The sequence below is a fragment of the Streptomyces sp. NBC_00454 genome (genome assembly GCF_041434015.1).
Classification (GTDB): domain Bacteria; phylum Actinomycetota; class Actinomycetes; order Streptomycetales; family Streptomycetaceae; genus Streptomyces.
In genome coordinates, this window is the sequence record NZ_CP107907.1 from 2,877,600 (window position 1) to 2,902,842 (window position 25,243).

General features: G+C 72.9%; 18 protein-coding genes and 1 pseudogene. 2 read left to right on the plus strand and 17 right to left on the minus strand.

What is annotated here, in order from left to right; translation table 11 throughout:
* Window positions 1-48: 48 nt before the first annotated feature.
* The 9 genes and pseudogenes from mycP to OHU74_RS13420 all read right to left on the minus strand — a co-directional run bounded on the left by mycP (window position 49) and on the right by OHU74_RS13420 (window position 11,744).
* Window positions 49-1,242, minus strand: coding sequence for a type VII secretion-associated serine protease mycosin (mycP, locus tag OHU74_RS13380; RefSeq protein ID WP_371616102.1), 1,194 nt, complete (start codon window positions 1,240-1,242; stop codon window positions 49-51).
* 21 nt (window positions 1,243-1,263) lie between these two features.
* The gene (locus OHU74_RS13385; protein WP_371616103.1) at window positions 1,264-2,733 is read right to left on the minus strand and encodes a WXG100 family type VII secretion target; all 1,470 of its coding nucleotides are present in this window, start codon (window positions 2,731-2,733) and stop codon (window positions 1,264-1,266) included.
* Window positions 2,733-3,200 (minus strand): hypothetical protein, encoded by a 468-nt coding sequence (locus OHU74_RS13390; protein ID WP_371616104.1) that lies wholly within the window; start codon window positions 3,198-3,200, stop codon window positions 2,733-2,735. The genes OHU74_RS13385 and OHU74_RS13390 overlap by 1 nt, the downstream gene beginning before the upstream one ends.
* Before the next feature lie 175 nt (window positions 3,201-3,375).
* Window positions 3,376-5,751 carry a xanthine dehydrogenase family protein molybdopterin-binding subunit gene (locus OHU74_RS13395; RefSeq protein WP_371616105.1) on the minus strand — a complete coding sequence of 792 codons (2,376 nt, stop codon included), beginning with the start codon at window positions 5,749-5,751 and terminating at the stop codon, window positions 3,376-3,378.
* Window positions 5,748-7,802, minus strand: coding sequence for a 2Fe-2S iron-sulfur cluster-binding protein (locus OHU74_RS13400; RefSeq protein WP_371616106.1), 2,055 nt, complete (start codon window positions 7,800-7,802; stop codon window positions 5,748-5,750). Before OHU74_RS13400 ends, OHU74_RS13395 begins: the two co-directional genes overlap by 4 nt.
* Window positions 7,799-8,850, minus strand: a pseudogene (locus tag OHU74_RS13405) (xanthine dehydrogenase family protein subunit M). The gene OHU74_RS13400 and the pseudogene OHU74_RS13405 overlap by 4 nt, the downstream one beginning before the upstream one ends.
* A gap of 188 nt (window positions 8,851-9,038) precedes the next feature.
* Window positions 9,039-10,679 (minus strand): beta-N-acetylhexosaminidase, encoded by a 1,641-nt coding sequence (locus OHU74_RS13410; protein ID WP_371616107.1) that lies wholly within the window; start codon window positions 10,677-10,679, stop codon window positions 9,039-9,041.
* A 191-nt stretch (window positions 10,680-10,870) separates the two neighbouring features.
* Window positions 10,871-11,155, minus strand: a complete 285-nt coding sequence (locus OHU74_RS13415) for a DUF3039 domain-containing protein (protein WP_267758818.1) — start codon at window positions 11,153-11,155, stop codon at window positions 10,871-10,873.
* 28 nt (window positions 11,156-11,183) lie between these two features.
* On the minus strand, window positions 11,184-11,744 hold the full coding sequence (locus OHU74_RS13420) for a YqgE/AlgH family protein (protein WP_330296624.1): 561 nt from the start codon (window positions 11,742-11,744) through the stop codon (window positions 11,184-11,186).
* 274 nt (window positions 11,745-12,018) lie between these two features.
* Here OHU74_RS13420 and murA point away from each other — a divergent pair, with 274 nt between their 5' ends.
* On the plus strand, window positions 12,019-13,362 hold the full coding sequence (murA, locus tag OHU74_RS13425; RefSeq protein WP_371616108.1) for a UDP-N-acetylglucosamine 1-carboxyvinyltransferase: 1,344 nt from the start codon (window positions 12,019-12,021) through the stop codon (window positions 13,360-13,362).
* A 278-nt stretch (window positions 13,363-13,640) separates the two neighbouring features.
* On the opposite strand, the gene OHU74_RS13430 is transcribed toward murA, so the two are convergent.
* The 8 genes from OHU74_RS13430 to OHU74_RS13465 all read right to left on the minus strand — a co-directional run bounded on the left by OHU74_RS13430 (window position 13,641) and on the right by OHU74_RS13465 (window position 23,801).
* Window positions 13,641-13,922 carry an HU family DNA-binding protein gene (locus OHU74_RS13430; protein ID WP_007264399.1) on the minus strand — a complete coding sequence of 94 codons (282 nt, stop codon included), beginning with the start codon at window positions 13,920-13,922 and terminating at the stop codon, window positions 13,641-13,643.
* 362 nt (window positions 13,923-14,284) lie between these two features.
* Window positions 14,285-15,709: an NAD-dependent malic enzyme gene (locus tag OHU74_RS13435; protein ID WP_371616109.1), complete on the minus strand. Its 1,425-nt coding sequence runs from the start codon at window positions 15,707-15,709 to the stop codon at window positions 14,285-14,287.
* Window positions 15,710-16,257: 548 nt separating this feature from the next.
* Window positions 16,258-18,579 (minus strand): UvrD-helicase domain-containing protein, encoded by a 2,322-nt coding sequence (locus OHU74_RS13440; RefSeq protein WP_371616110.1) that lies wholly within the window; start codon window positions 18,577-18,579, stop codon window positions 16,258-16,260.
* Between the two features lie 139 nt (window positions 18,580-18,718).
* The gene (locus OHU74_RS13445; RefSeq protein ID WP_371619671.1) at window positions 18,719-19,297 is read right to left on the minus strand and encodes an ABATE domain-containing protein; all 579 of its coding nucleotides are present in this window, start codon (window positions 19,295-19,297) and stop codon (window positions 18,719-18,721) included.
* Between the two features lie 114 nt (window positions 19,298-19,411).
* Window positions 19,412-19,954 carry a GNAT family protein gene (locus tag OHU74_RS13450; RefSeq protein ID WP_330296628.1) on the minus strand — a complete coding sequence of 181 codons (543 nt, stop codon included), beginning with the start codon at window positions 19,952-19,954 and terminating at the stop codon, window positions 19,412-19,414.
* A 23-nt stretch (window positions 19,955-19,977) separates the two neighbouring features.
* On the minus strand, window positions 19,978-21,126 hold the full coding sequence (locus tag OHU74_RS13455; protein ID WP_330296629.1) for a uroporphyrinogen-III synthase: 1,149 nt from the start codon (window positions 21,124-21,126) through the stop codon (window positions 19,978-19,980).
* A gap of 156 nt (window positions 21,127-21,282) precedes the next feature.
* Window positions 21,283-22,662 (minus strand): nitrate/nitrite transporter, encoded by a 1,380-nt coding sequence (locus tag OHU74_RS13460; protein ID WP_371616111.1) that lies wholly within the window; start codon window positions 22,660-22,662, stop codon window positions 21,283-21,285.
* Between the two features lie 143 nt (window positions 22,663-22,805).
* On the minus strand, window positions 22,806-23,801 hold the full coding sequence (locus tag OHU74_RS13465; RefSeq protein ID WP_371616113.1) for a LysR family transcriptional regulator: 996 nt from the start codon (window positions 23,799-23,801) through the stop codon (window positions 22,806-22,808).
* Between the two features lie 97 nt (window positions 23,802-23,898).
* Here OHU74_RS13465 and OHU74_RS13470 point away from each other — a divergent pair, with 97 nt between their 5' ends.
* On the plus strand, window positions 23,899-25,188 hold the full coding sequence (locus OHU74_RS13470; RefSeq protein WP_371616114.1) for an MFS transporter: 1,290 nt from the start codon (window positions 23,899-23,901) through the stop codon (window positions 25,186-25,188).
* Window positions 25,189-25,243: the final 55 nt, after the last annotated feature.

The window sequence follows — 25,243 nt, forward strand, 5'->3', positions numbered from 1 at the left end:
TGCGCCCTGCTCCCTCTGCCTCGGTGTGTTCTGCGCGCTGTACCCGGATCAGCCGTTCCGGCGGCGTATGACGACCGCGGTGACGGCACCACCGATGAGCACGCAGGCGCCGAGGCCTAGGGCGAGCCAGGGGAGGCTGCCGCCGTCGTCGTTCTTTGCCGCGTCCGCCGCCTGGGGGGCGGGGGTGGAGGCGCCGCCGGACTGGGGGGTCTTGCCGTCTGCGGAGGGGGCGGGCGAGGACTTCGTCCCACCCGTTCCGCCGCCGGCTGCCGCCAGGTCGGGGAGGGGGTAGACGTCCGCGGGGCCGGGGTCGCCGGGGGTGGCTACGGCGATACGGGGGCGGACGATGCCGTATCCGACGAAGTCACTGCGCGCGGCGCCGTCTGTGGGCTTGCCAGCCGTGTTCATCATGACGCGGAGCACCTGGTTGTTGGTCCACTCGGGGTGGGCAGACCAGATGAGTGCTGCCGATGCGGAGGCGAGGGCAGTCGCGTCACTCGTGCCGTGATTCTTACAAAGTTGGGTCTCGCTGGCGCAAGCCGTGACGATGTCGATTCCCGGGGCCACTAGGTCGACCTGGGGACCGTGCTGAGACTCCGCAGTCGCTTTTCCATCGCGGTCAACAGCTCCGACACCCACCACGCCTGGCGTTGCAGCCGGGTAGAGGACATCGTTGCTCATTGAGCCCTCGTTACCCACGGACGCGAAGATCAACTTTCCCTTAGACAGGGCGTACTTAACGGCATCGAGTCGCGCAGGGTCCTCTTTAGACATACCCAGCGAGATGCTGATGATCTTGGCCTCCGAGTCTGCCGCGTATCGGATCGCCTCGGTCCAAGACGGAGCCTTTTCAGACTCCTGCGGTACGCGGATCGGAAGCACCTTGGCACCTGGCGCAAGCCCGAACGACCCATCGCCGCTCGGATGTTTACCCGTGGCCGCGATCAGCGCAGCCATGGTGGTCCCGTGCTTCTCTCGGTCGGTCCGTTCATCACCCTCGTCCATCGTGGCGAAGTTCTTCCCGGGAAGAACTTGCCCTTCCAGTTCAGGGATGCGACCGACACCCGTGTCGATGACAGCGACCGTCACGCCCTTGCCGGTGCTGGTCTTCCAGATCTCATCGGCCTTCATTGACGTGAGATGCCACTGCTGCGACCGGATGGTCTCCGCATGAGCCGGGGTCGCGGCGACCCCGGCCAGCAGGAAACCCGCCAAGGCCGCAGTCGCCTTACGCATACGCATCCCGTGCAACGTCCGCTCCACTCAGTCGATCACCGGCGGAACGACACTACGGTCGCCCTGCCACGTCTCTTCGTCCTCGGCCAGATAGTCAGGACGTTCGCCGCTCTGACCCGCACCCCGCCTGCCTGGGGTATGGGCGCCCGCGCCGCCGTGGCCCATCGGACCCCCAACCGGACCGGCACCCGATCCACCGCGAACCAACCCCGAGCCGCCTTGGGTGAACGGCTGCCCACCGGCGACCGAGCGACCGCCCGCACCCGCCTGGCGCCCACCGACGACACCGCCCGGTTCCATGGCGAGACGACGACCGGCCATGGAACCGCCGCCACCGCCGTGCGCGCCACCGCCACCCGCGCCCATACCGCCACCCATGCCACCCATGCCGCGGCCGGCTGCCTGGGCACCCTCACCGCCGATGACCGTGCCACGAGGAATGCTCGAATTCGACCCAGCGGATGTCACCGGGCGGCCACCTACGATCCCGCTGTCGCGCGGAGGCAGCCCCGCGATGCCAGCGGTACCTCCGACCTTCCCGCCAGCACCGCTCACACCGGGGACGAAGGTGCCAGGGCCGAACCCGCCGCCAGGCTTCGACATGCCGCCGACAGGCGGAACCGTCACTGGCGGAACGAAGCCACCAGGGCCAACACCGGTATTGCCGCCTCCCGGTCCCACCGGGCTCACGCCTCCGGGCAGGCCCGTAGTCGGGGGCAAGGTCCTGTCAGGCAGAGTGCTGACGGTGTCGAGGCCTACGCCGACGTTGCGGTCCGGGAGCACAGAGACAGGGCCCGGCGTTGGACCCGTCGGGGGGTGCACCGTACCGCCCGATGACGGCTGCGGTGCGGACGTGGAGCCACCCGAATGTGCCGTCACCGGCGCGTACGAGGACCCGCCCGCCCCCCCTGCTCCCGCGGAACCGCCTCCAGGCCGCTCTAGCGATTGCCCGTCGTCTCTAACCTGCGGAACGAACCTCGCCGGCGGCTCCGGAAACGTCGGAACCTCCGCCATCTCCATCCCAGTCGCCGAAGCCTCGTACCCCTGCGCCAGCTTCGTCATCTGCTGGACCGCCTGCTGGTGGTCACCGTTCAGCTTCGAGTTCGCCTGCTGGCCCATCTGCTGAGAGTCCGGGTCGTTGTGGAACTCCCGGGCCGCCTTGAGGTTCTCGGCCGCCGACGTGTCATACGCCGGCATGTTGGCCTTGACCTCGATGACGACCTGGCTGGCATGCGTCATCTGCTTGCCGCCCTCGGCGCTGTACTCGCTCAGGCGTAGCGTCGCATTGCCCGTGCGGCTGACCCAGTCCTGGAAGGCCGTGGACGATTCGCCCTCCCAGCCGGTCACCCGGTGGTCCTTGAGGCTTTCGCCGATCTCCTTGATGGCCGCGGCGGCGTCCGTCAGCTGGGCGCCGCGCGTCTTCAGGGTCTCCGCGTTCGCCGAGGCGATCATGGCCAGCAGCTGCTGATGGGTGTGGCCTTCAAAGTTGGTCGCCATCAGAAGCTCTCCCCGTAAGTACTTGCAGGCTTGGTCCCCTGCGAAGCCGAGCTATGCGGCGGCGGCGGCGCCAACGGGTCCCGTTCCGGGACATAGTTCGCCTTCGCCTGCTCACTGATCGCGATCATCCGGCGCTTCGTGTCCTCGTCCACGTCCCCGAAGCCCTTGCCCGCCGTCTGGATCGCGATGCCCAGTCCCTCGATCTGGTCGGCCAGCCCCTTGGACAGCGTCAGGAGCTGCGTGTGGACGTTCGTGTAGGCCGTGAACAGTCGTTTGGCCTCCGGGAAGCCCTCACCGAGGGAGCTTTCCGGCAGCGTCCCGTCCGCCAACTTCTTGTCGCTCGCCGGCGACCCGTCCAGCTTCGACAGCAGACCGTCGACCCGCTTCTTGTAGTCCGTCAGCGATTCGTACTCGATCTGCAGCGCCTGCATGGTGGCCGGCGAGGCCACGCCCACGCCGTAGTCCACGCCCAACAAGCCTGGTCCATAGTTCACTGCCACAGTGGCCTCCCCGCTCCCCGTCCCCGTTCACACCAGGTTCGCCCGCATTCGCACACGCACGTCGCCAGTGTCCCCAATCACTCTAGCGACAACGACCCACAGCCCCAAGTTCCGGGTTGCAGGTGCAATCAGGGTCCCAAGGTCATGAGTTGGGCGCCGCCACCGCCGCCGATGGCCGGATCGGGAGCCTGTTGACCGGGCGGCCCGTGGCCGCGCGGACTGCCGAGGCGATGGCGGCCGGGGAGGTGACCACCGGGACGGCGCTGGCCGGTTTGGCGCCGAAGGGGGCCACCACGTCGCGTTCCTCGACGAGTTTGACGATGCGGACCGTCGGGGCGTCCAGGGACGTGGGGAGGGCGTAGCCCGTCAGGTCGGGGTGGCGGATGAGGCCTGTGGCCGTGCGGAGGTTTTCTGTCAGCGACGCGCCTACGCCCTGGATCACGCCCGCTTCGATACGGGCCGCCAGCTGGCGGGGGTTGAGGATGCGGCCCACGTCCTGGGCTACCGCCAGTTCCACGACGCGGACCGAGCCCAGTTCGATGTCCACGTCGACCACCGCGCGGATCGCGCAGAAGGCGAGGCCGACGAAGGCGTCGCCCTGGCCGTCCGCGTCCAGGGGTTCCGTGGGGTGGGGGCGGCACTGGGCCGTCGCCCAGAGCTCCTTGCCGTCTATGGCCTCCGCGACCGTCGTGGAGAACGCACCGTCGTACGACGTGATCCGGCCATCCGCGATCTGGAGGAGTTCGGTGGACATGCCGAGCTTGTGGGCCATCGGCTGGAGGAGTTGGGTGCGGACCATTTTCGCGGCCCGTTCGACCGCGCCGCCCGAGACCCACGTGTGGCGGCCGTGTGCCGAGGGGCCCGCCGGTGGCTGGTCGGTGTCGACCGGGGCCATGACGACCTCGTCCACGCCCAGGGTCTCCTGGACGATCTGGCGGGCGAGGGTGGAGAAGCCCTGGCCGGTGTCGACCGCCGCGCAGATGACCGTCGCCGTGCCGCCCACGACCTTGACCGTGGCCGTCGACACCTCGTCGGTGCCTTCCGCGCCGAGCATGTGGACCATGCCGACCCCGTACCCGACCCCGCGCCGCACCGCGCCCGGTTCGCCCGCGCCCTCCAGGCCGCCCGGGAGCAGCCAGTCCTCCTCCGGCGCGTCCTTCGGGAGCGCGGGGAGCTCGTAGTCGCGGACCGCGCGCAGGAGTTCCGCGACCGGGGCCGGGCAGGTCACCGTCTGGCCGGTGGGCAGGAGGTCGCCGGTGGCCAGGACGTTGCGCAGGCGCAGTTCGGCGCCGTCGATGCCGAGGGCGGCCGCGAGCTTGTCCATCTGGCCCTCGTAGGCCGCGCACACCTGCATGGCGCCCTCGCCGCGCACGTGGCCGGAGGGGGGGTTGTTCGTGCGGACCGCCCAGCCTTCGACGAAGGCGTGCGGGACCACGTACGGGCCGCACGCGAAGGCCACCGCGGCGGCGAGGGATTCCGAGGAGTCGTCGGCGTAGGCGCCCGCGTCCATCAGGATCTGGGCCTCGACCTTGACCAGGCGGCCTTCCGCGTCCGCGTGGTGGCGGTAGCGCAGCAGGGTCGGGTGGCGGTGGGTGTGGCCGAGGAAGGACTCCTCGCGGGTGGCTACGAGTTTGACCGGGCAGCCGGTGCGCAGGGCGAGGAGGCCGAGCGGGAGCTGGAAGGCGGCGTCCTCGCGGTCGGCCATGGCGCCGGGCACCCCGGTGACCACGACCCGTACCCGGTCCGGGTCGAGCCCGAAGCAGGCGGCGGCCAGGTCGCGGTCGGTGTGCGGGTCGGTGGAGGCGGTGTAGATCTCCACGCCGCCGTCGGGCCGCGGCACGGCCAGCCCGGCCTCGGCGCCGATGGGGGCGGGGTCCTGGCGGCCGATGCGGTAGAGGCCCTCCACGACGACCTCGCCGGTGGCGTCCGGGTCCCCGTAGCGCAGCGGGATGTGCCGGATCAGGTTGCCGTCGGGGTGCAGGGCGGGGGCGCCGAAGGCCTGTTCGGGGTCGGTGACCGGGTCGAGGAGCTCGTACTCGACGGCGATCGCGGCGGCCGCGAGGCGCGCGGTGTCCGGGTGGTCGGCGGCCACGGCGGCGATGGGTTCGCCGTGGTGGCGGACCACGTCGTGCGCGAAGACCGGCCGGTCGGCGATCCGGCGGCCGTGGGTGGTGGCGCCGGGGACGTCGGCGTGGGTGACGACGGCGCGCACGCCGGGCATTTCGGCGGCGGCGGAGGTGTCGATGGAGAGGATGCGGGCGTGGGCGTGCGGGGAGCGCAGCACGGCGGCCCACAGGAGGCCCTCGGCCCACAGGTCGGCGGCGTAGGGGAAGGTGCCCTCGGTCTTGGCCCGGGTGTCGGTGGCGGGGACGGAGGCGCCGATGCCGCGCGGGACGTCCCGCTCGGCACCCTCCGCCCGGTCCGGGCCATCGGAGAGGGCCGTGGAGCCGGCCGGACCCGCGGTGCCCGTCAGGCCTGCCGGGCCCGTCGGTACCGTCGCCGCGTCGTGCGCGCTCACGCCGTGCCTCCCTGCTGGTCGCCGTGCGAGCCGTCGGTCGTGCCGTCCCGCGAGCCGTCGTACATGCCGTCCCGCGGGCCGTCGTACGTGCCCTGCATCCCGTGGATGCCGCCCTCGCCGGGCGGGGCCTGGTGCGGGATGCGCGCCTCGGCCGAGGCCGCGGCGGCCGCTTCGGACGCCGCCTCGCGCTCGGCGGCGACCTCGCGCACCGCCTCGATGACGCCCGCGTAGCCCGAGCAGCGGCAGAGGTTGCCGCACAGGGCCTGGCGGGTCTCCAGCTCGCTGGGGGCGTGGTTGCCCTCCAGCAGGTCGTGGATGGTCATGGCCATGCCGGGCACGCAGAACCCGCACTGCACCGCACCCGACCTGCACAACGCCTCTTGCACGTCCGACAGTTCCCCGTCGGTCGCGAGACCTTCGACCGTGCGGACCTCGCTGCCCGCCGCCGTGGCCGCCGGTACGAGGCAGGAGGCGACGAGCCGGCCGTCGACCTGCACGGCGCACGCGCCGCACTCGCCCTGCGAGCAGCCGTCCTTGGCGCCGGCGAGGCCGAGGCGCTCGCGCAGCACGTAGAGGAGGGACTCGCCGATCCACGCGCCGGTCACGGGCCGGTCGGCGCCGTTGACGCGCAGCACGTAGGAGGCCGGCGGGTGCTCGTGGTGCTCGACGGGGGCGTGCTGCCCGACCTGCTCACCGTGCTCGACAGCGATGGCGGTGTCGGCACCGGCGACGGCCTCGGCCTGCGCCCCGTCGGAGTCCGCTTCTTCTTCGTACGCCGCTTCCCCGCCCGGGGTCCCTTCGCCCGGTTCCCCCGGCCCCGCCGCCACAGCCGGGTCGGAGGCGTCCTCACCCGGGACGGGCGCGGCCCCCGCTCCGCCCGGGCTCGGCACGGCCCCTTCAGGCCCCGCCTGCGCAGGCGCCGGCTCGGGCTCCGCCGCCCCCGGATGCGGCCGCTCGCCCGTCACCGGGATCCGCGCCGGGCCGTGGGCGGCTTCGATGTCGTGCGGAGCCGGATGGACCGGCTCCCCTTCCGGTTCGGCGAACCCCGCCGCGAGCGGGCTGCCGACCCCCGGGCCACCGAGCACCCGGGGCCCCCGGCCGAGGGTTCCACCGACCGGCCCCCCGGCGGCTGCGGCCGCGCCACCGGCGGCCGGAGCCCCCGGAAGCACCCCCGAGCCCAGACCGCCGTCCGGACCCGGCTGCTGCGCCACGTACCCGCGCGCGCCCTCGAAGTCGGGATGCGCCGCCCACGGGGCCTGGGCCCCGCCCGGCAGCGTCGCGGGAGCCTGGCTCCAGTCGGCCGAAGGCGCGAGCTGCCCGAAGCTTCCGGTGTCGCCCGTACCGCCCGGCACCCACACATCGGAGGCTGCCGCCCCGGGGAACCGCCACTCGGCGGTCTCCCCCGATTCGCGCCCGGAGCGCTCCCCGTCCACGACGGGCCCGGCGTACGACCCGGCGAACGGCCCGGCGACGGGCTCCGCGAAGGACTCGCCGGCGGGCTCGGCGAACGGCTGCGCATACGCATCGGGATACGCGTCGGAGTACGCATCGGGATAGGTCTCGGAATACGGCTCGGCATACGCCTCGCCCGCGGGCTCCGCGGGGAGCGGCTCCGCGAAGGCAGCCGCCACCGAAGCCGGAATCGGCACCGAAGCCGGGATCGGCGCCCGCACGGAAGCCCCGGCAGAGGCGGCACCAGCTCGGGCACCGGAACCGGCACCGGAACCAGAAGCAGGACCAGAAGCCCCGCCCCCGCCCCCCGCACCCGAATCCGCCGGAACCGCCGCGCCCGCCTCGGGCCACTGCACCGGAATCGTCCACGTCCCCGTGGCCGAGGGGTCCGTGCTGGCCGTGCCCAGCGGCACGATCATCGGCGGGGGCACGTACCCGTGCCCGGGTGCCGCGAGGGGCTCCCCGGTGCCGAGCGCGTCCAGCATGTCCTGCGGCAGCTTCACGAAAGCCGTCGCCTCGGAGTCGTACTCGCCGCCGTGCGGCACCGGCTCCCAGCCCCAAGCGGGGCCCGCGGGACCCGTGTTCTCGTTCTCACTCATGAGCTCAGCGCCCTCCCCAGGGCCCTCCGTGCCAGTACGGCCACCGTCCGCCGCAAATGCAGTACTCCGGGAGCCACCGGTTCCCCCTGGTCGGGCACGCACGCGGCGGCGACGTACTCGCCGAAGGCGTCCAGTGCCTCGGGGGCCAGACTGCGGTCCCCGTCCCAGTCGATCAAAGAAGCCACCCACTGCTCGGCTTCCAGCGGCCGCAGCGGCATCGGGGCGACCGCGCCGATCGCGCAGCGGACCCCCCGGCGCGCGGGATCCAGCACGAGCCCCACGGACGCCACCGCGCGCCCAGGCCCCGTACGTCCCGTGGCCTTCAGGAAAACCTGCGGCGCGTGCAGCAACGGCACCCGCACGAAGCCGATCAGCTCACCGGGGCGCAGCATCTCCCGCCCGGCCAGCAGGTAGGAGACCGGGACCTCCCGGCGCGAACCGCCCGGGCCGACGATGACGAGCACGGCCTCCAGGGCGGCCAGCACGGGCAGCGTGTCGCCCGTGGGCGCGGCCGTGGCGATGTTGCCGCCCAGCGTGCCGGCGTTGCGGATCTGCGGGGGCCCGGCGGCGCGCGCGGCGGCCGCCAGGGCCGGGATCAGGGCGGCGAAGTCCGGCCGCCCCATCCGTGCGTGCGTGAGGCCGGCGCCCAGGAGCGCGTGGCCGTCCTGGTACTGCCAGCCGCGGATCTCGTTGATCCTGCCGAGGCCCACCAGGGCGGCGGGCCGCAGCTGCCCGGCGTTGACGGCGGCCATCAGGTCGGTGCCGCCCGCGACGGGGACGGCGGCGGGCATGGCGGCGAGCGCCGCCACGGCCTCGTCGAGCGAGGTCGGCAGCGTCACTGACTGTGCCGCGGACTGCGACGCGTTCCCCGCCGCGTTGCCCGCCTGCGGGTCGTCCTGGGGGCCCTGGGACGAATCCCGTGCCTGCGGTGCGTGCGGTGCGTGCGTGGTCAACCCAGCTGCCCCTTCCCGATGTCCCGGTCCCGGCGCTCACGCCTGTCCGCCGTACGGTACGTGCTCACCGCCGGGAGGTGGCAACTCTGGCACATCTTCCGAAACACCGGACGCGAGGGTCGGCCACCACCTCGCCACCCCCGAGCCCGACCCCGCGCCCGACCTCACGCGGACCCCGCCCCACCCCCCGCACGGCCCCCGTACCGCCCCCGCTCCGACCCCGCGCTGCAACCGCACTGCCACCGCTCCGCCCCCGCGCCGCCTCATCCGCACGGGGGGCTCGTCACACGTTCGGGGGCGCTCCCTCGATCGGGCGTCCGAGCACCCCGGGCCTGCGCTGCCAGGGCAACGGGCCGCCGGGCGCCCGGTAGTCGACCCCGAGCACGTCCAGGCGCCGGTAGTGCGCGGCCATCCGCGCCTCGAAGCCCTCGTAGTCCCTTTCGGCCGGTTCGGGCAGCCGCGACCACACCACTTCGGCGAAGGCCGCCAGGCGCGGGAACACCTGGTAGTCGACCCGGGACTGGTTCTCCATCACCTCGGTCCACACATTGGCCTGGGCGCCCAGCACGTGGGCCGCGGCCTGCTCGGACAACTTCGGCGGCACCGGCTCGAACCGGTACACATCCTCCAATGTCCGTACGTACCCGATCGGCATCGGCTCCTCCTCGCCGCCCGCCTGACGGTGGTCCAGGTACACCTGCTGCTCGGGGCACATCACCACGTCGTGCCCGGCCTCCGCCGCGGCGATCCCGCCCGCGTACCCGCGCCAGGAGGACACCGCCGCCCCGGGGGCCAGTCCGCCCTCCAGGATCTCGTCCCATCCGATGAGCCGGCGGCCGCGCTCCGCGAGCCAGCCGTCGAAGTGCCGGATGAACCAGGACTGCAGCCCGTCCTCCCCGTCCACCCCCAGCTCGCGGATCCGCTCCTGGGCGACCGCGGAGGCCTTCCACTGGGCCTTGGGGCACTCGTCGCCGCCCACGTGCACGAAGGGCGAGACCTCCGCCGGGAACAGCTCCAGCAGCTCCTCGAAGACGCCCTCGTAGAACCGCAGGACGGCCTCGGTGGGCGCGAGCACGTTCTCGTTGATCCCCCAGTCGTCCCACACCTCCAGCGCGGCGGTGTCCACCACGTCGGTGTTCCCCAGTTCCGGGTACGCGGCGATCGCCGCCTGCGAATGCCCGGGCACGTCGATCTCGGGGACCACCCGCACGTGCCGCTCCGCGGCGTAGGCGACGATCTCGCGGATGTCGTCCTGGGTGTAGAAGCCGCCGTGCGGGGTCTCGTTCCACAGCGGGGAGGCCCGGTGGCCCCAGCGGCTGCGGGCCCGCCACGCGCCGACCCCGGTGAGCTCCGGGTAGCGCTTGATCTCGATCCTCCAGCCCTGGTCGTCCGTCAGGTGCAGGTGCAGCACGTTGAGCTTGTGGGCGGCGAGCAGGTCGATGTAACGCAGCACCCCGTCCTTGGGCATGAAGTGCCGCGCGACGTCGAGCATCATCCCGCGCCAGCCGAAGCGCGGGCCGTCCATCAGGCCCCCGACGGGCAGCCGCCACACCGCTCCCGGCAGCGGCGCCCGCCGGTAGGCGTCGGGTCCGAGCAGTTGACGCAGCGTCTGCGCCGCGTAGAAGAGGCCCGCCTCGTCGGCTCCCTCGAGGAGTACGAACCCGGGCGCGACGTGGAGTTCGTAGGACTCGGGTCCCAGGCTCCGCGCGATCTCCGGGCGCAGCACGAGCCCGATCGTGCGGTCGGCGGACGGGTCCCCCGCGGCCGGCAGCGCCCAGCCGGTGGCCGCGCCGAGCTCCCGGCGCAGCCAGCGGGCCGTGCCCTCGGTGCCGGGTCCGGCGGCGAGCAGCGGGTCGGCGAGCTCCAGCACGCCGGCGCCCGGCACGAACCGCGCGTACCGGGGTTCCGGAATCAACTCGGGCATGGTCTCAACCCTCCACCGTTGCAGCATGCGCAACGCACGTTTCACAGGACGCACAGGACGCTTACGCGGCGACCCTAACCCGCCCTCCGGGCACGGCAAAGGCCCCCGGGCGCGCCACAGCGCACCCGAGGGCCTTGGTCCTGCGAAGGTCTCGCAAACGTCCCGCGAACGCCTCGCGAAGAGGGGCCGGACTACTCGCCCTTGCCGCCCTTGTCCTTGTCCCCGCCGGGGCCCATGGACTCGTAGATCTCCTTGCACATGGGGCAGACCGGGTACTTCTTCGGGTCCCGGCCCGGCACCCAGACCTTGCCGCAGAGCGCGACGACGGGGGTGCCCCCGAGCGCGCTCTCCATGATCTTGTCCTTCTGGACGTAGTGGGCGAAGCGCTCGTGGTCTCCGTCACCGTGGGACACCTGCGGCGTCGGCTCTACGAGGGTCCCCGTACCAGTCCCGCGATCGGGCTCAAGAGTGCTCATGGAGCCAGGGTACCGATCCCGGGCAGGGTCAGTTCAGCGACGGGTCGTCCGGGTAGGTGGCCACCATCGCGAGCTCGCTGCGCTGGCGCCGCAGCACGGCCCGCCACAGCCGTTCCGGATCCGGATAGGACACGTCGCCCGGCTCCGAGTCCACGACGTACCAGGCCCCTTCGCCCAGTTCCGCTTCCAGCTGGCCCGGGCCCCAGCCCGAGTACCCGGCGAAGATCCGCAGGCCTCCCAGCGCCGCGGCCAGCAGCTCCGGCGGAGCCTCCAGGTCCACCAGGCCGATCGCCCCGTGCACCCGGCGCCACCCGAGCGGCCCCTCCTCCCCCGGGATGACCGCGACCCCCAGCGCGGAGTCCAGCCCCACCGGGCCGCCTTGGAAGACCACTCCGGGGGCGCCGGCCAGCCCGGCCCAGGGCAGCAGGACGTCGCCGACACCCACCGGGGTGGGCCGGTTGAGGACGACGCCGAGCGAACCCTGCTCGTCGTGGTCGAGCAGCAGTACGACCGCGCGGTCGAAATTCGGGTCCGCGAGGGCGGGGGTGGCCACGAGCAACCGCCCTGTGAGGGAGGACACCTCGGTCATGGCGCCATGGTCTCGCACATTCGCCCGCGAGGGGGAGTGGACGGCGCGTTCGGAGCGTACGCAGCTCAGGGCGCACGGCGGCAGCGGGGAGGGCGCACGGAGGGCCCGAAAGGACCCCGCACGGAAGGAGACGCTCCGCCACCTGGCGGGCACCCAGGGTGTTGTGGCTAATTCATGACAGTCCTACGGCCCCGTCAGCCTTACGAACAGGGGGGTGCTGCCCCTTACCCTTTATCACTGGCCCCCTGCCCATCCCTCCCGGAACGCGAGATTCATGACCGGCATCAGCGACGATGTACTGCTTGTTCACGGTGGAACCCCGCTCGAGGGGGAGATCCGTGTCCGCGGCGCGAAGAACCTCGTACCCAAGGCGATGGTGGCGGCCCTGCTGGGCAGCGGACCCAGCCGGCTGCGCAACGTCCCGGACATCCGTGACGTCCGCGTCGTGCGCGGGCTGCTCCAGCTGCACGGCGTCACCGTGCGCCCCGGCGACGAGCCGGGCGAGCTGGTGCTCGACCCGACGTACGTCGAGAGCGCCAACGTGGCCGACATCGACGCCCACGCGGGCTCTTCGCGCATCCCGATCCTGTTCTGCGGCCCGCTGCTGCACCGCCTCGGCCACGCCTTCATCCCGGGCCTCGGCGGCTGCGACATCGGCGGTCGGCCGATCGACTTCCACTTCGACGTGCTGCGCCAGTTCGGCGCGACCATCGAGAAGCGCGAAGGCGGCCAGTACCTGGAAGCCCCGCAGCGCCTGCGCGGCTGCAAGATCCGCCTGCCCTACCCCTCGGTCGGCTCGACCGAGCAGGTGCTGCTGACGGCCGTCCTGGCCGAGGGCGTCACCGAGCTCAGCAACGCCGCCGTGGAGCCGGAGATCGAGGACCTCATCTGCGTACTGCAGAAGATGGGCGCGATCATCTCCGTCGACACCGACCGGACCATCCGGATCACCGGCGTCGACAGCCTGGGCGGCTACAACCACAAGGCGCTCCCGGACCGGCTGGAGGCCGCCTCCTGGGCGTCCGCCGCGCTGGCCACCGGCGGCAACATCTACGTGCGCGGCGCGCAGCAGCGTTCGATGATGACCTTCCTGAACACCTTCCGCCGGGTCGGCGGCGCCTTCGAGATCGACGACGAGGGCATCCGCTTCTGGCACCCGGGCGGCCCGCTCAACGCCATCGCGCTGGAGACCGACGTCCACCCCGGTTTCCAGACCGACTGGCAGCAGCCGCTGGTCGTGGCGCTGACCCAGGCCACGGGCCTGTCGATCGTCCACGAGACGGTCTACGAGTCCCGGCTGGGCTTCACCTCGGCGCTCAACCAGATGGGCGCGCACATCCAGCTCTACCGGGAGTGCCTGGGCGGCAGCGCCTGCCGCTTCGGCCAGCGCAACTTCCTGCACTCGGCGGTCGTCTCCGGGCCCACCAAGCTCCAGGGCGCCGACCTGGTCATCCCCGACCTGCGCGGCGGGTTCTCGTACCTGATCGCGGCGCTCGCGGCCGAGGGCACCTCGCGGGTGCACGGCATCGACCTGATCAACCGCGGCTACGAGAACTTCATGGAGAAGCTCGTGGAGCTGGGCGCCAAGGTCGAGCTGCCGGGCGGCGACCTCGTCTGACGGGGCGGTCGCCGCGACCCCGCCCGGGCGGCGGACGCGCGGCGAAGCCCCGTGGGCCCCGGGCCCCCGCAGGCCCGTAGCCCCGTAGATCGACACAGACCGTCCCAGAACGCCCCCAGAGGCCCCGTACAGGGCCTGTGGGGGCGTTCTGGCGTTCCGGGACCCGGGACGCGCGGCGGGACGGCAGAGAGGCGACCACCCGGTGCCGGGTGGCCGCCTCTCGTACTACGTACTACTGCCGTCCCGGGGGCCGCTGGGGCCCCCGGCACAAGGGCGGACTACTTGCCCTTGGCGGCTTCCTTGAGCTTGGAGCCCGCGGAGACCTTCACGCTGTAGCCGGCCGGGATCTGGATGGGGTCGCCGGTCTGCGGGTTGCGCGCGGTGCGAGCGGCACGGTGGGTGCGCTCGAAGGTCAGGAAGCCGGGGATGGTGACCTTCTCGTCGCCCTTGGCGACAATCTCGCCGACGGTCTCGGCGAGCGCGGCCAGAACGGCGTCGGCGTCCTTGCGGGTCACCTCGGCGCGCTCGGACAGAGCGGCCACCAGCTCACTGCGGTTCATGTTGTACTCCCGTGTTCAACGTGCCTTAGAGGCGTGAGATCGAAGCCGATGCTGCCAGGGCCCTAGGACAGTCCCCGGACCCGGGTCTGACGTCAGACCCTCTCGCCCGGTTACGCATCCTGCCCCCACCAGCGGCGGGAAAGCCAATCCGGCACCCGCCGGGGTCACACGAAAAGCGCCACAGTCACGCCGCGGTGACGCTCCGTCGGCACCAGAAGGCGTCCGGATGGTGTCCGGACGCCATCAGATCGCCGATCGCGGGCCACGCGGGCATCCCCGCAACCCTAGAGGCGGCCCGGCGGGCCCGCATCCCGCGACGCGCCGGGGATCGCGACGCGCCGGGGATCAGGCAAAGGTGGGGATCAGGCGGAGGTGGGGGCCGCCACGGCGGCCGAGGCGGCCTTGCGGACGGCTCCGGCGACCGCGCCCGCGACCTTGTCGTTGAAGACCGACGGGATGATGTAGTTGGCGTTGAGCTCGTCCTCGCCGACCACGTCGGCCAGGGCGGTCGCGGCGGCCAGCATCATCTCGGTGTTCACCGTGCGCGACTGGGCGTCGAGCAGGCCGCGGAAGACGCCCGGGAAGACCAGCACGTTGTTGATCTGGTTCGGGAAGTCGGAGCGGCCGGTGGCCACGACGGCGGCGGTCTGGCGGGCGATCGCCGGGTCCACCTCGGGGTCCGGGTTCGCGAGCGCGAACACGATCGCGCCTTCCGCCATGGCGGCCACGTCGTCGCCGGACAGGACGTTGGGGGCCGAGACGCCGATGAAGACGTCGGCGCCGACCACGGCCTCCTTCAGGGTGCCCGTGTAGCCCTCGGGGTTGGTGTTGTCGGCGATCCAGCGCAGCGGGGAGTCCGCGGCCGCGTCGACGAGGTCGGGGCGGTCCGCGTGCACGACGCCGTGGATGTCGGCGCTGACGACGTTCTTGACGCCCGCCGCGAGGAGCAGCTTGAGGATGGCTGTACCGGCAGCGCCGGCGCCCGACATGACCACCTTGACGTCGCCAACTGCCTTGCCCACCACGCGCAGCGCGTTGGTGAGGGCGGCCAGGACCACGATGGCGGTGCCGTGCTGGTCGTCGTGGAAGACGGGGATGTCGAGGGCCTCGCGCAGGCGGGCCTCGATCTCGAAGCAGCGCGGCGCGGAGATGTCTTCGAGGTTGATGCCGGCGAAGCCCGGGGCGATCGCCTTGACGATCGCGACGATCTCGTCGGAATCCTGGGTGTCGAGGCAGATCGGCCATGCGTCGATGCCGGCGAAGCGCTTGAAGAGGGCCGCCTTGCCCTCCATGACGGGCAGCGCGGCCATCGGGCCGATGTTGCCGAGGCCCAGCACCGCACTGCCGTCCGTCACGACTGCGACGGAGTTGCGCTTGATGGTCAGGCGGCGGGCGTCCTCGGGGTTCTCGGCGATCGCCATGCACACGCGGGCCACGCCCGGGGTGTAGATCATCGAGAGGTCGTCGCGGTTGCGGATGGGGTGCTTGGAGGCCATCTCGATCTTGCCGCCGAGGTGCATCAGGAAGGTTCGGTCGGAGACCTTCCCGAGCGTGACCCCGTCGATCCCCCGCAGCTTGCCGACGATCTCGTCCGCGTGCGCCGTGGAGGTGGCGGCGATGGTGACGTCGATGCGGAGCTTTTCGTGGCCGGAGGCCGTTACATCGAGGCCGGTGACCGAGCCACCGGAGGACTCCACGGCGGTGGTGAGCTGGGAGACCGCGGTTCCGCTCGCGGGCACTTCCAGGCGGACCGTCATCGAGTACGAGACGCTGGGCGCCGTTGCCATTGCCGTGTTCCTCTTCTGTCCCTGGTTTTTCTGTACACGCAGGGTCCTACGGCGCGCCCCCAGAACACGGCAGGTGCGGCAGGACCTGTTGTCCGATCGTCCCACCTACCAGCCGGTACAAGGTAACCAGCTACAAATTTCGGAAAGACACTTCCACCATACGAGATTCTCGGGGTCTTCGGAATGGGTGGCCCATACAAAAAAGTCCGCGCCCACCACCGGAGTGGAGGGCGCGGACCTGGTGATTCGTACGTCTATGACACCGACCCGCCATGCTCGCCTCGCGGCAAGTGGTCGCTCTAGGCGACGAAGGTTGGGCCCGGGGGCTTGGATCGAGTCGGTGCCTTCACCAGGCTAACAAAGGTTCGCCAGAAGTGATCCCCCTACCGGCAGAAGCTTCCGCCGACCACGCGGGTGGCCGCCGACCAACCAGCCGTACGCCCGCGCCGGGCGTCCCGCCGACCGCCCCACCGACGGGCGTACGGGGCCCTGAGCGGCCCGGAGGACCACGGGTGAACAGCCACCCGGCCCCGGACCGCCCGCCCCCGCTACGGCTGGAGCAGCGCTGCGACGCCCTGCGCGTCCGGGGCGTCCTGCGCCGTGGAGATCACCGTCAGCTGCTGCGTCGCACGGGTCAGGGCCACGTAGAGCACCCGCAGGCCCGCCGGGGACTCGTCCGCGATCTCCGCCGGGGAGACGACCACCGTGGCGTCGTACTCCAGGCCCTTCGCCTCCAGGCTGCCCAGCGCGACCGCCCGCTCCCCCAGGTCCGCGAGCCACTGTGCGGCCTCCACCCGCCGGTCCATGGCCACGACCACGCCGACCGTGCCGTCGACCTGCTCCAGCAGCCGCCGGGTCTCCTCCCGGACCGTGGTGCGCAGATCGTCCGCCACCGCCGTGAACCGCGGCTCGAGGCCCGTGGAGCGCACCGCCGTCGGCGGCTCCATGCCCGGCGCGGCCAGCTTCAGCACCCGGGAGGCGACCTCCGCGACCTCGGCCGGGTTGCGGTAGTTCACCGTCAGGGTGAACCGGCGCCGCGGCCGCGATCCCAGCGCCTCGTCGCGCGCCGCCGCGGCCTCCTCCGGATCCGTCCACGAGGACTGCGCCGGGTCCCCGACCACCGTCCAGGTGCCCATCCGGCCGCGCCGGCCCACCATCCGCCACTGCATCGGCGTCAGGTCCTGCGCCTCGTCGACGATGACGTGCGCGTACTCGGTGCGCTCCGCCGCGAGCCGCTCGGCCCGCTCCCACTGGGTCTCCTCGCGGGTCGGCATCAGCTCCTCCAGCCCGCTCAGGTGGTCGAGGGGGTTCAGCTCCCGCTTCTTCTTGGGCCGCGCGGGCGCGCCGATCAGCTGCTGGAGCTCGTCGAGCAGCGCCACGTCGTGCACCGACAGCGCGCCCTTGCCGTCCGGGCCCACCCGGCGCAGGGAGCGCGCCAGCTGCCGGGTCTCACGCGGGTTCAGGTCGCGGCGCGACCAGCGCGCCAGGCGCCGCTCGTCGGCCATGGAGGCCAGCACCCCGCGCGGGGTCAGCTCGGGCCACCAGGCGTGCAGGAACTCGATGAACGCGTCCTCGGTCGAGATGTCCTCGTCGAAGGCGGAGCGCAGCTCGGCGGCGAGCTCCGGGTCGCTGTGCCGGCCGGCCCCGCCGGACCTGGAGTACAGCGCGTCCAGCAGGAGTTTGCGGGCGCGCGGGCGCAGCAGGTTGAGCGGGGTGGTGCCGGACAGGACGTTCTGCCGGATCCGCTCAAGGTCGGGGGCCTCCAGCTCCTGGCGGCGGCCGAAGGCCACCACGCGCAGCCGGTCGGGGGCGGGCGTCCCGCCGGGGCCGCCGAGCTCCAGGGCGCCCCGTACGGCCTTGCGCAGCACCTTCAGCATCCGGGACGAGCCCTTGATCCGGGCCACGGCCGGATCGTCGTACGTGGTCGCCTCGGCCCCGTCGACGAGCGAGCCGAGCGCGCGGATGGCGACCTGGCCCTCTTCGCCGAGGGAGGGCAGGACGCCCTCGGTGTACGCGACGAGCAGCGGGGTCGGGGAGACGATGAGGATGCCGCCCGAGTAGCGCCGCCGGTCCTGGTAGAGCAGGTACGCGGCGCGGTGCAGGGCGACCGCGGTCTTCCCCGTCCCCGGTCCGCCCGCGACCTCGGCGACCGAGGCGGCGGGCGCCCGGATGACGAGGTCCTGCTCGGCCTGGATGGAGGAGACGATGTCCCGCATCGAGTGGGTGCGGGCCCGCCCGAGGGCGGCCATCAGGGCGCCGTCGCCGATCGCGGGCAGCTCGCTCCCGTCAAGGAAGGCGGTGACCTCGGGGCGCATCAGGTCGTCCTCGACGCCGAGCACCTTGCGGCCCTTGGAGCGGATCACGCGACGGCGTACTACGCGGCCGGGCTCCTTGGGGGTGGAGCGGTAGAACGGCGCGGCCGCGGGGGCCCGCCAGTCGATGACGAGCGGCGCGTAGTCGGAGTCGAGGACTCCGATGCGGCCGATGTGGAGCGTCTCGGCGATGTCCGCCGTCAGATCGGCGCGGATCGCGTCGTCGGCGGGCTCGACGGAGGTGAACGCGCCGTCCGGCCCGCGCTCCCCGTCCTTGCCGTGGACCAGGTCGATCCGGCCGAAGAGGAAGTCCTCGAACTCGTTGTTGAGACGGTTGAGGTGGATTCCGGCTCGGAAGACCTGTGCGTCCCTCTCGGCGAGGGCGCCGGGCGTGCCGACCTGGCCACGCTTGGCGGCGTCGTTCATCAGGAACTCGGCCTCGTGGATCTTCTCCTCAAGGCGTCGGTACACGTGATCGAGATGCGTCTGCTCGACCGCGATCTCCCGATCACGGACGGAATCCGCCGTGCTGTCGACAGCGGCATTCTGCGCGGCCACCAAGGCCCCTTTCGGTCGTGCATGGGCGACCGTCAACCGTACGCGAAGGGGCCCCTGCGCGCACGCCCGTTCCGGGATGGCTCGCGGATCAAGACGAAGATCACGTCCGGCGGGGGCGGAACGGCCTGCCCGGGCAGGGTCATCCGGGCCGGGCTTCGAGCACGCGGCGCCGGTGGCGGGCCACGCGTTCGCGGTTCCCGCACCGCTCGCTGGAGCACCAGCGGCGCCGGTGTCCGCGGGAGGTGTCGAGGTAGACCCGGGCGCACCCGTCCCCCTCGCAGGCCCGCAGCAGCGCCCGGTCCCCGGGATCGGTGAGCAGTTCCACCGCGTCCCGGGCCACGGCGGCGAGCAGCCCGGCGCATTCGACGCCGCCGCACAACTCCCGCACGAGGTGCCCTTCTTGGTCCTGTACGGCACACAGTCCCGGGGGTGGACCGGCGGCCGCCGCGTTGACCCGGGCCAGCGCGGCCTCGGGCGGCGCGTCCCCGGCGAGCTCGGCCCGTACGAGGCTCTCGACGTCGGCGCGCAGCAGCCGGAAGGCCTGGACCCAGTCGGTCCCCACCCGGGCGAGCGGGGTCCGGTCGGGCACCAGCCCGGCTCCGGCGAGCCACAGCCGCAGCTCGTCCCCGTCCCCGATCCCCTCCGCGCCCCCGCCGTCCCTGCGGGACTCGAAGGTGGCCACCAGGTCCAGGCAGATCCGCCCGGAGTCGAACCACATACCCGTCACCGCCTCACTGTCGGCGTGCCCCCAGAGTGCCCTTCCCGCGGGCGGGCGGCTAGAGGGCGAACGGCGGTAAGACGGACGGGGACCGGGTGGGAGCGGCCGGTCGGATCAGAGGGCGGGCGGGTCGTCGTGGAGCAGCCGCTGGAAGAGCCGGTGGTCCTGCCAGTCCCCGCCGACGTGCAGGTAGCGGGGCGCGAGCCCGTACTGCTCGAAGCCGGCCTTCGCCAGCACCCGCTGCGAGGCCAGGTTGCCGACCCGGGTCCCGGCCTCGACCCGGTGCAGCCCGACCTCGTCGCGGGCGATCCGGCAGACCTCCTCCAGCGCGGCGGTGGCCAGCCCCTTCCCGGCCCAAGCCTGGTCGACCCAGTAGCCGACGCCGCCGCTGCAGAGCGGCCCGAGCGCGATGGAGCCCAGGTTGATCGCCCCGATCGGTACCCCGCCGCCGATCAGCACGTAGGGCCGCACCCGCCCGCCATCCCGGTCCGCGAGCAGATCCTCGATCCGCGCGAGCTGCCCGGCCTCGGTGTAGAACCCCTCGGCCCGCCGGGGCTCGTAGGGCGCCATGTATTCCTGGTTCCGCTCCAGCACCTCGGCGAGCCCGGCTGCGTCCGCCGGCCGGATCTCCCTCATCTCCACACCGTCAATGATCATCCGGGCACGCTAACGGATCCCCGTCAGTCCGCGCAGGCCCCCGCGTCCAGCGACAGCCGGTAGCCCCGCTTGACGACGGTCTGGATCAGGTTGGGCACCCCCAGGGCCACCCGCAGGCGGGCCATCGCCGTTTCCACCGCGTGCTCGTCTCGGCCCGCGCCCGGGAGGGTGCGCAGCAGCTCCGAGCGGGCCACCACCCAGCCCGGCCGGCGGGCCAGGGCCCGCAGCAGGGCCATGCCGGCCGGTGGGACCGGGCGGAGCTCGGTGTCCAGGAGGACCGCGTGGCCGCGCAGCTCCAGCCGGTGGCCGGCGACCGGCAGGACCCGCGCCCGGCCCGGGAGTTCCTGGCAGAGGAGCTGTACGAGGGGGCCGAGCCGGAAGCGTTCGGGCTGGACCGTGGCCACCCCTTCCGCCTGCAACGGCAGGGCCGTCACCGGGCCCACGCAGGCAGACAGCACCGATCCGCCGGTCAGCGCCGCGAGCACGGGTTCCCGTACGCCCCGCTCCTGGGCCCGGGACAGCATCGAGGCGGCCGCCGGCGCCGAGGTGAAGCCGACCGCGTCGACCCCGCCCGCGACCACCGCGTCGAGCAGCCGGTCCAGTGGGCCGAGGTCCTCGGGGGGCATCCAGCGGTACACCGGTACGCCGACCACCTCGGCCCCGCCCGCCCGCAGCGCCTCGATGAACCCGGGCAGGGGCTCCCCGTGCAGCTGGAGGGCGATGCGCCGGCCGGCCACCCCTGCCGTCAGCAGCCGGTCGAGTACTTCGGCGAGCGACTCCGACCCCGGGGACCAGGTCTCCACGAGCCCGGCGGCCCGGATCGCGCCCTTGACCTTCGGCCCGCGCGCCAGCAGCTCGGTCTCCCGCAGCCGCCCGAGCAGTTCCTCGCCGAGCCCCCACCCGTCGGCGGCCTCGATCCAGCCCCGGAAGCCGATGGCGGTGGTGGCCACGACCACGTCGGGTGCGCAGCCGATCAGTTCCTTGGTCGCGGACAGCAGTTCGGTGTCGTCGGCGAGGGGCACGATCCGCAGGGCGGGCGCGTGCAGCACCGTGGCCCCCCGGCGGCGGAGCAGGGCGATGAGGTCGTCGGCCCGGCGGGCGGCCGTGACCCCGATGGTGAAGCCCGCGAGCGGCCCGGCGGCCGGGACCGGCCCGGTGGGGGTGTCGTACATGGTGACCTGCCTCGCGCAGTGGTCGGGTCCGGCGTCGGGTCCGGTGTCGCGTTCACACGCACTCGCATGAAGTTCGCGTGAACCGAGCCTGCCCCGGGGGCGTATCAGGCTCGGTTCACGCGTATTTCGGTGCCGTTAACCAGGGTGTGGCGGCCGTTACACCGAGGTGAGCTGCGGCTCCGCCCCGGCGCCCGGCGCGGGGATCATGACCCGGGCGGGCCGGCGAAGGTATACCGCCCAGGTGACGGCGCAGCACACCGCGTAGAAGCCGAGGAAGGTCACGAAGGCCGCCGTGCCCGAGCCGGAGCCGAGGAACGCGGCCCGGAAGACCAGGTTGATGCCGAGCCCGCCGAGGGCTCCGACCGCGCCGATGAGTCCCATGGAGGCACCGGAGAGCCGCCGCCCGTACGCGGCCGCGTCCTCGCCGCTCATGCCGCGCACCAGTGCCTTCACCTGGAAGATGCCGGGGATCATCTTGTAGGTGGAGCCGTTGCCGAGCCCGCTGAGGACGAACAGCGCCACGAAGCCGACGAGGAACACCGGCAGGGACTCCCGTACGGAGGCCAGGATCACCACTCCGGTGGCCGCCGCCATCCCCACGAAGGTCCCGAGGGTGATGCGCGCCCCGCCGAACCGGTCCGCGAGGGCCCCGCCGACCGGCCGGATCAGCGAGCCGAGCAGCGGCCCGATGAAGGTGAGCGAGGCCGCCTGGAGCGGGGTGCGGCCGAACTGCGTCTGGAGGACCAGTCCGAAGGCGAAGCTGTAGCCGATGAAGGACCCGAAGGTGCCGATGTAGAGGAACGCCATGATCCAGGTGTGGGGTTCGCGGACCGCCTCCAGTACGGCGCCCGTGTCGTTGCGCACGGGGGCCAGGTTGTCCATCCGCAGCGCGGCGAGCACGGCCGCGATCACGATGAGCGGGATGTAGGCGCCGAGCAGCAGCCTCGGGTGGCCGGCCCCGGCCACGGCGATGACCAGCAGTGCGGCGAGCTGGACCACGGGGACGCCGATGTTGCCGCCGCCCGCGTTGAGGCCGAGCGCCCAGCCCTTCTTGCGCAGCGGGAAGAAGGCGTTGATGTTCGTCATCGACGAGGCGAAGTTGCCGCCGCCGACCCCGGTCAGCGCGGCCACCAGCAGGAAGGTGCCGTACGAGGTCCCGGGCTCCATGACCAGCCACGCGGCCACGGTCGGCGCGAGCAGCAGCAGCGCGCTGACGACCGTCCAGTTCCGGCCGCCGAAGCGGGCCACGGCGAAGGTGTAGGGGACGCGGACCAGGGCGCCGACGCAGGTGGCGGTGGCGATGAGGAAGAACTTCCCTGCGGGGTCGATCCCGTACTTGGGGCCCATGAAGAGGACCATCACCGACCACAGGGACCAGATCGAGAACCCGATGTGCTCGGAGAGCACGGAGTAGACCAGGTTGCGCCGGGCGGTCTTCTCCCCCGTCTCCCTCCAGAAGGTCTCATCTTCGGGGTCCCACCGCTCGATCCAGCGGCTTCCCTTGCGCGGTGCGGTCGTAGCGGTCGTACTGGTCATCACACGCCTCCACAGCTGCTGCGATCACGTCGCATCGCGGCGCGCCTCGTAGCGTCGCGTCGCATCTCGTCCGTGGTGACGACCGTAGAAACGGCTCGTTTCCGCCCTGGTCCCCGCCGGATGACCGCCGGGAAACCTTGCTCTCACCCGCCGCCGCGGCCCGGTGTGAGCGTGGCCGCCGCCGCGCTCGCGGGTGCGGGCAGCCAGCTGTCCGCGGGCACCTCCAGCCAGCCGTGCCCGGCGGCCAGCTCCGCCGCGGCGGCGCGCAGCGCGTCCAGCCCGGGGTGGGTGAAGCCCTCGCGCCACACCATCGACAGCGGCGACAGCGGCACCGGGCCGGTCAGCGGCCGCTTCACGCAGCCGGGCAGATCGACGAAGCCCACGGTCGCCAGGACCGGGTTGCCGGTCTTGGCCATGACCCGGCGGAACTCGTCCTTGCCGACCGCCACCGGCGCGGGCGGCGCCGCCTCGATCCCCCGCCCGGCGAACAGCTCGCGGGCCAGCCCGGTCCACTCCAGGGTCCGCGGATTGCCGGCCCCGGCGTACACGGTCTCCCCCGCCAGCGCCCGGAGCGGTACGTGTTCCAGCGCGGCCAGCGCGTGCCCGTCGGGCAGCAGCACCGCGAGCGGCTCGTACCGTACGGGCACCTGCGCGAGGCGGGCCCGCAGCGCCGGGGCGAGGCCGTCGGCGTACCCGAAGGAGACGTCGAGGCGGCCGGCGGCGATCTCGGCGGCGGCGTGGGTGAGCCCGGATTCGAAGCGGGCCATCAGCTCGCAGTCGGGGGCGAGTTCGCGGGCCCGGTCCAGGACGGTGCGGGCGGTGCCGGGGCCGTCGGTGTTGAGGTCGACGAGCAGCGGGCGGGATCCGCGGTCCCCGGTGAAGGCGGCGGCCAGCTCCTCGTGGGCGGCGAGCACCCGGCGGGCCAGGGGCAGCAGCCGCTCCCCGTCCGCGGTCAGCTCGACGGCGCGGGTGGTGCGGACGAACAGGGGCGATCCCAGGCCCTGTTCGAGGCGGCGCACGTCCCGGCTCAGGGCCTGCTGGGCGACGTACAGCCGGGCGGCGGCACGGGTGAAGTGCAGTTCCTCGGCCACCGCGAGGAAGGCGCGCAGCAGCCGGGGGTCGAGGTCTCGGGGCGTCACCCCAGGAGACTAGTACCGGCGATTGACAACGAGAACCGGTGAATGGCGTCCGAACAGGTGTTGGACCGCGGGCGGCCCCCGCCCCGAGCCTGATGCCATGCCCACCACGACCGCGCCCACGGCCGCTTCCCCCGGCTCCCCCGGCCCGCTGATGACCGTCACCGGGGCCACCCTGGTCCTCGCCGCAGCCCCGGCCGCCCGGGCCCGCCCGGCCCGCGCCCCCGGCCCGTACCGGCGGCTGTTCGCCCTCCCGGGCACCCGCGGATTCACCAGCGGGAACCTCATCGCCCGCCTCCCCACGGGCATGTTCGGCATCAGCGCCGTCATGATGATCGCGGGCCAGCGCGGCTCGTACGCCCTCGCCGGAGCCGTGGTCGCGGCCGGCCTGGCCGCCACCGCGGTCGTGGCGCCCTGGACGGCCCGGCTGGTGGACCGGCACGGGCAGGCGCGCATCGCCGTCCCCGCCACCCTGATCGCGGTCCTCGGCTCCCTCGGCCTGGTCGTGTGCGTCCGTACCCAGGCACCCGCCTGGACCCTGTTCGCCTCCTACGCCGCCACCGCGACCACCCCCAACATCGGCGGCATGTCCCGCGCCCGCTGGACCCACCTGCTGGGGGGCGACCGAGCCGCGCACCACACGGCGATGTCCTTCGAACAGGCCGCCGACGAGCTGGCGTACATGCTCGGCCCGGTGGCCGCCGCGTTCCTGTGCACCGCCGTCTTCCCGGAGGCGGGCACGCTCACGGGCGCCGCGCTGCTCCTCACCGGCATGCTGGTCTTCACCGCCCACCGCGGCACCGAGCCCCCGCCGTCCCGGTCCGGCGGCCGCCTGCGCGGCCTGTTCCCGCTCCTGCCCCTCCTGCCCCTCTTCCTGGTCCTCGGCACGATGTTCGGCTCGCTGGAGATCACCTCCGTCGCCCACCTCGGGGCCCACGGCCTCGGCGCGCTCTCGGGACCGGTCCTCGCCCTCCAGGCGGCGGGCTCCTGCGCGGCCGGCCTGCTCTACGGGACCCTCCGCCCGCGCGGACTGACCACCTGCCTGGCCGCCCTGGCCGGAGCCATGGCGCTCCCCTGGGCCGCGGCGGCCACCGGCTCGGTGCTCCCCCTGGCGGTGGCCCTGCTGCTGGCCGGCATGGCCACGGCCCCGGTCATGGTCACCGCGATGTCCCGGATCCACCGGGTGACCCCGCCGGGCCGCCTCAACGAGGGCATGACCCTGGCCGTCACCGCGATCTTCGCGGGCATCGCGACCGGCTCCGCGACGGCCGGAGCCGCCATCGACCACTGGGGCACGACGGCCCCGTACGCCCTCCCCGCGGGGGCGGCGCTGCTGGCCCTCCTCGTCGGCACGACCTGCTCCGGTCCCCGGAGAGCGCGAAGCGCCTGAGGGAAGCGGTCGCCCGCGACCGCGACACCGCATGACAAAGGCCCCGCAGCCTGAT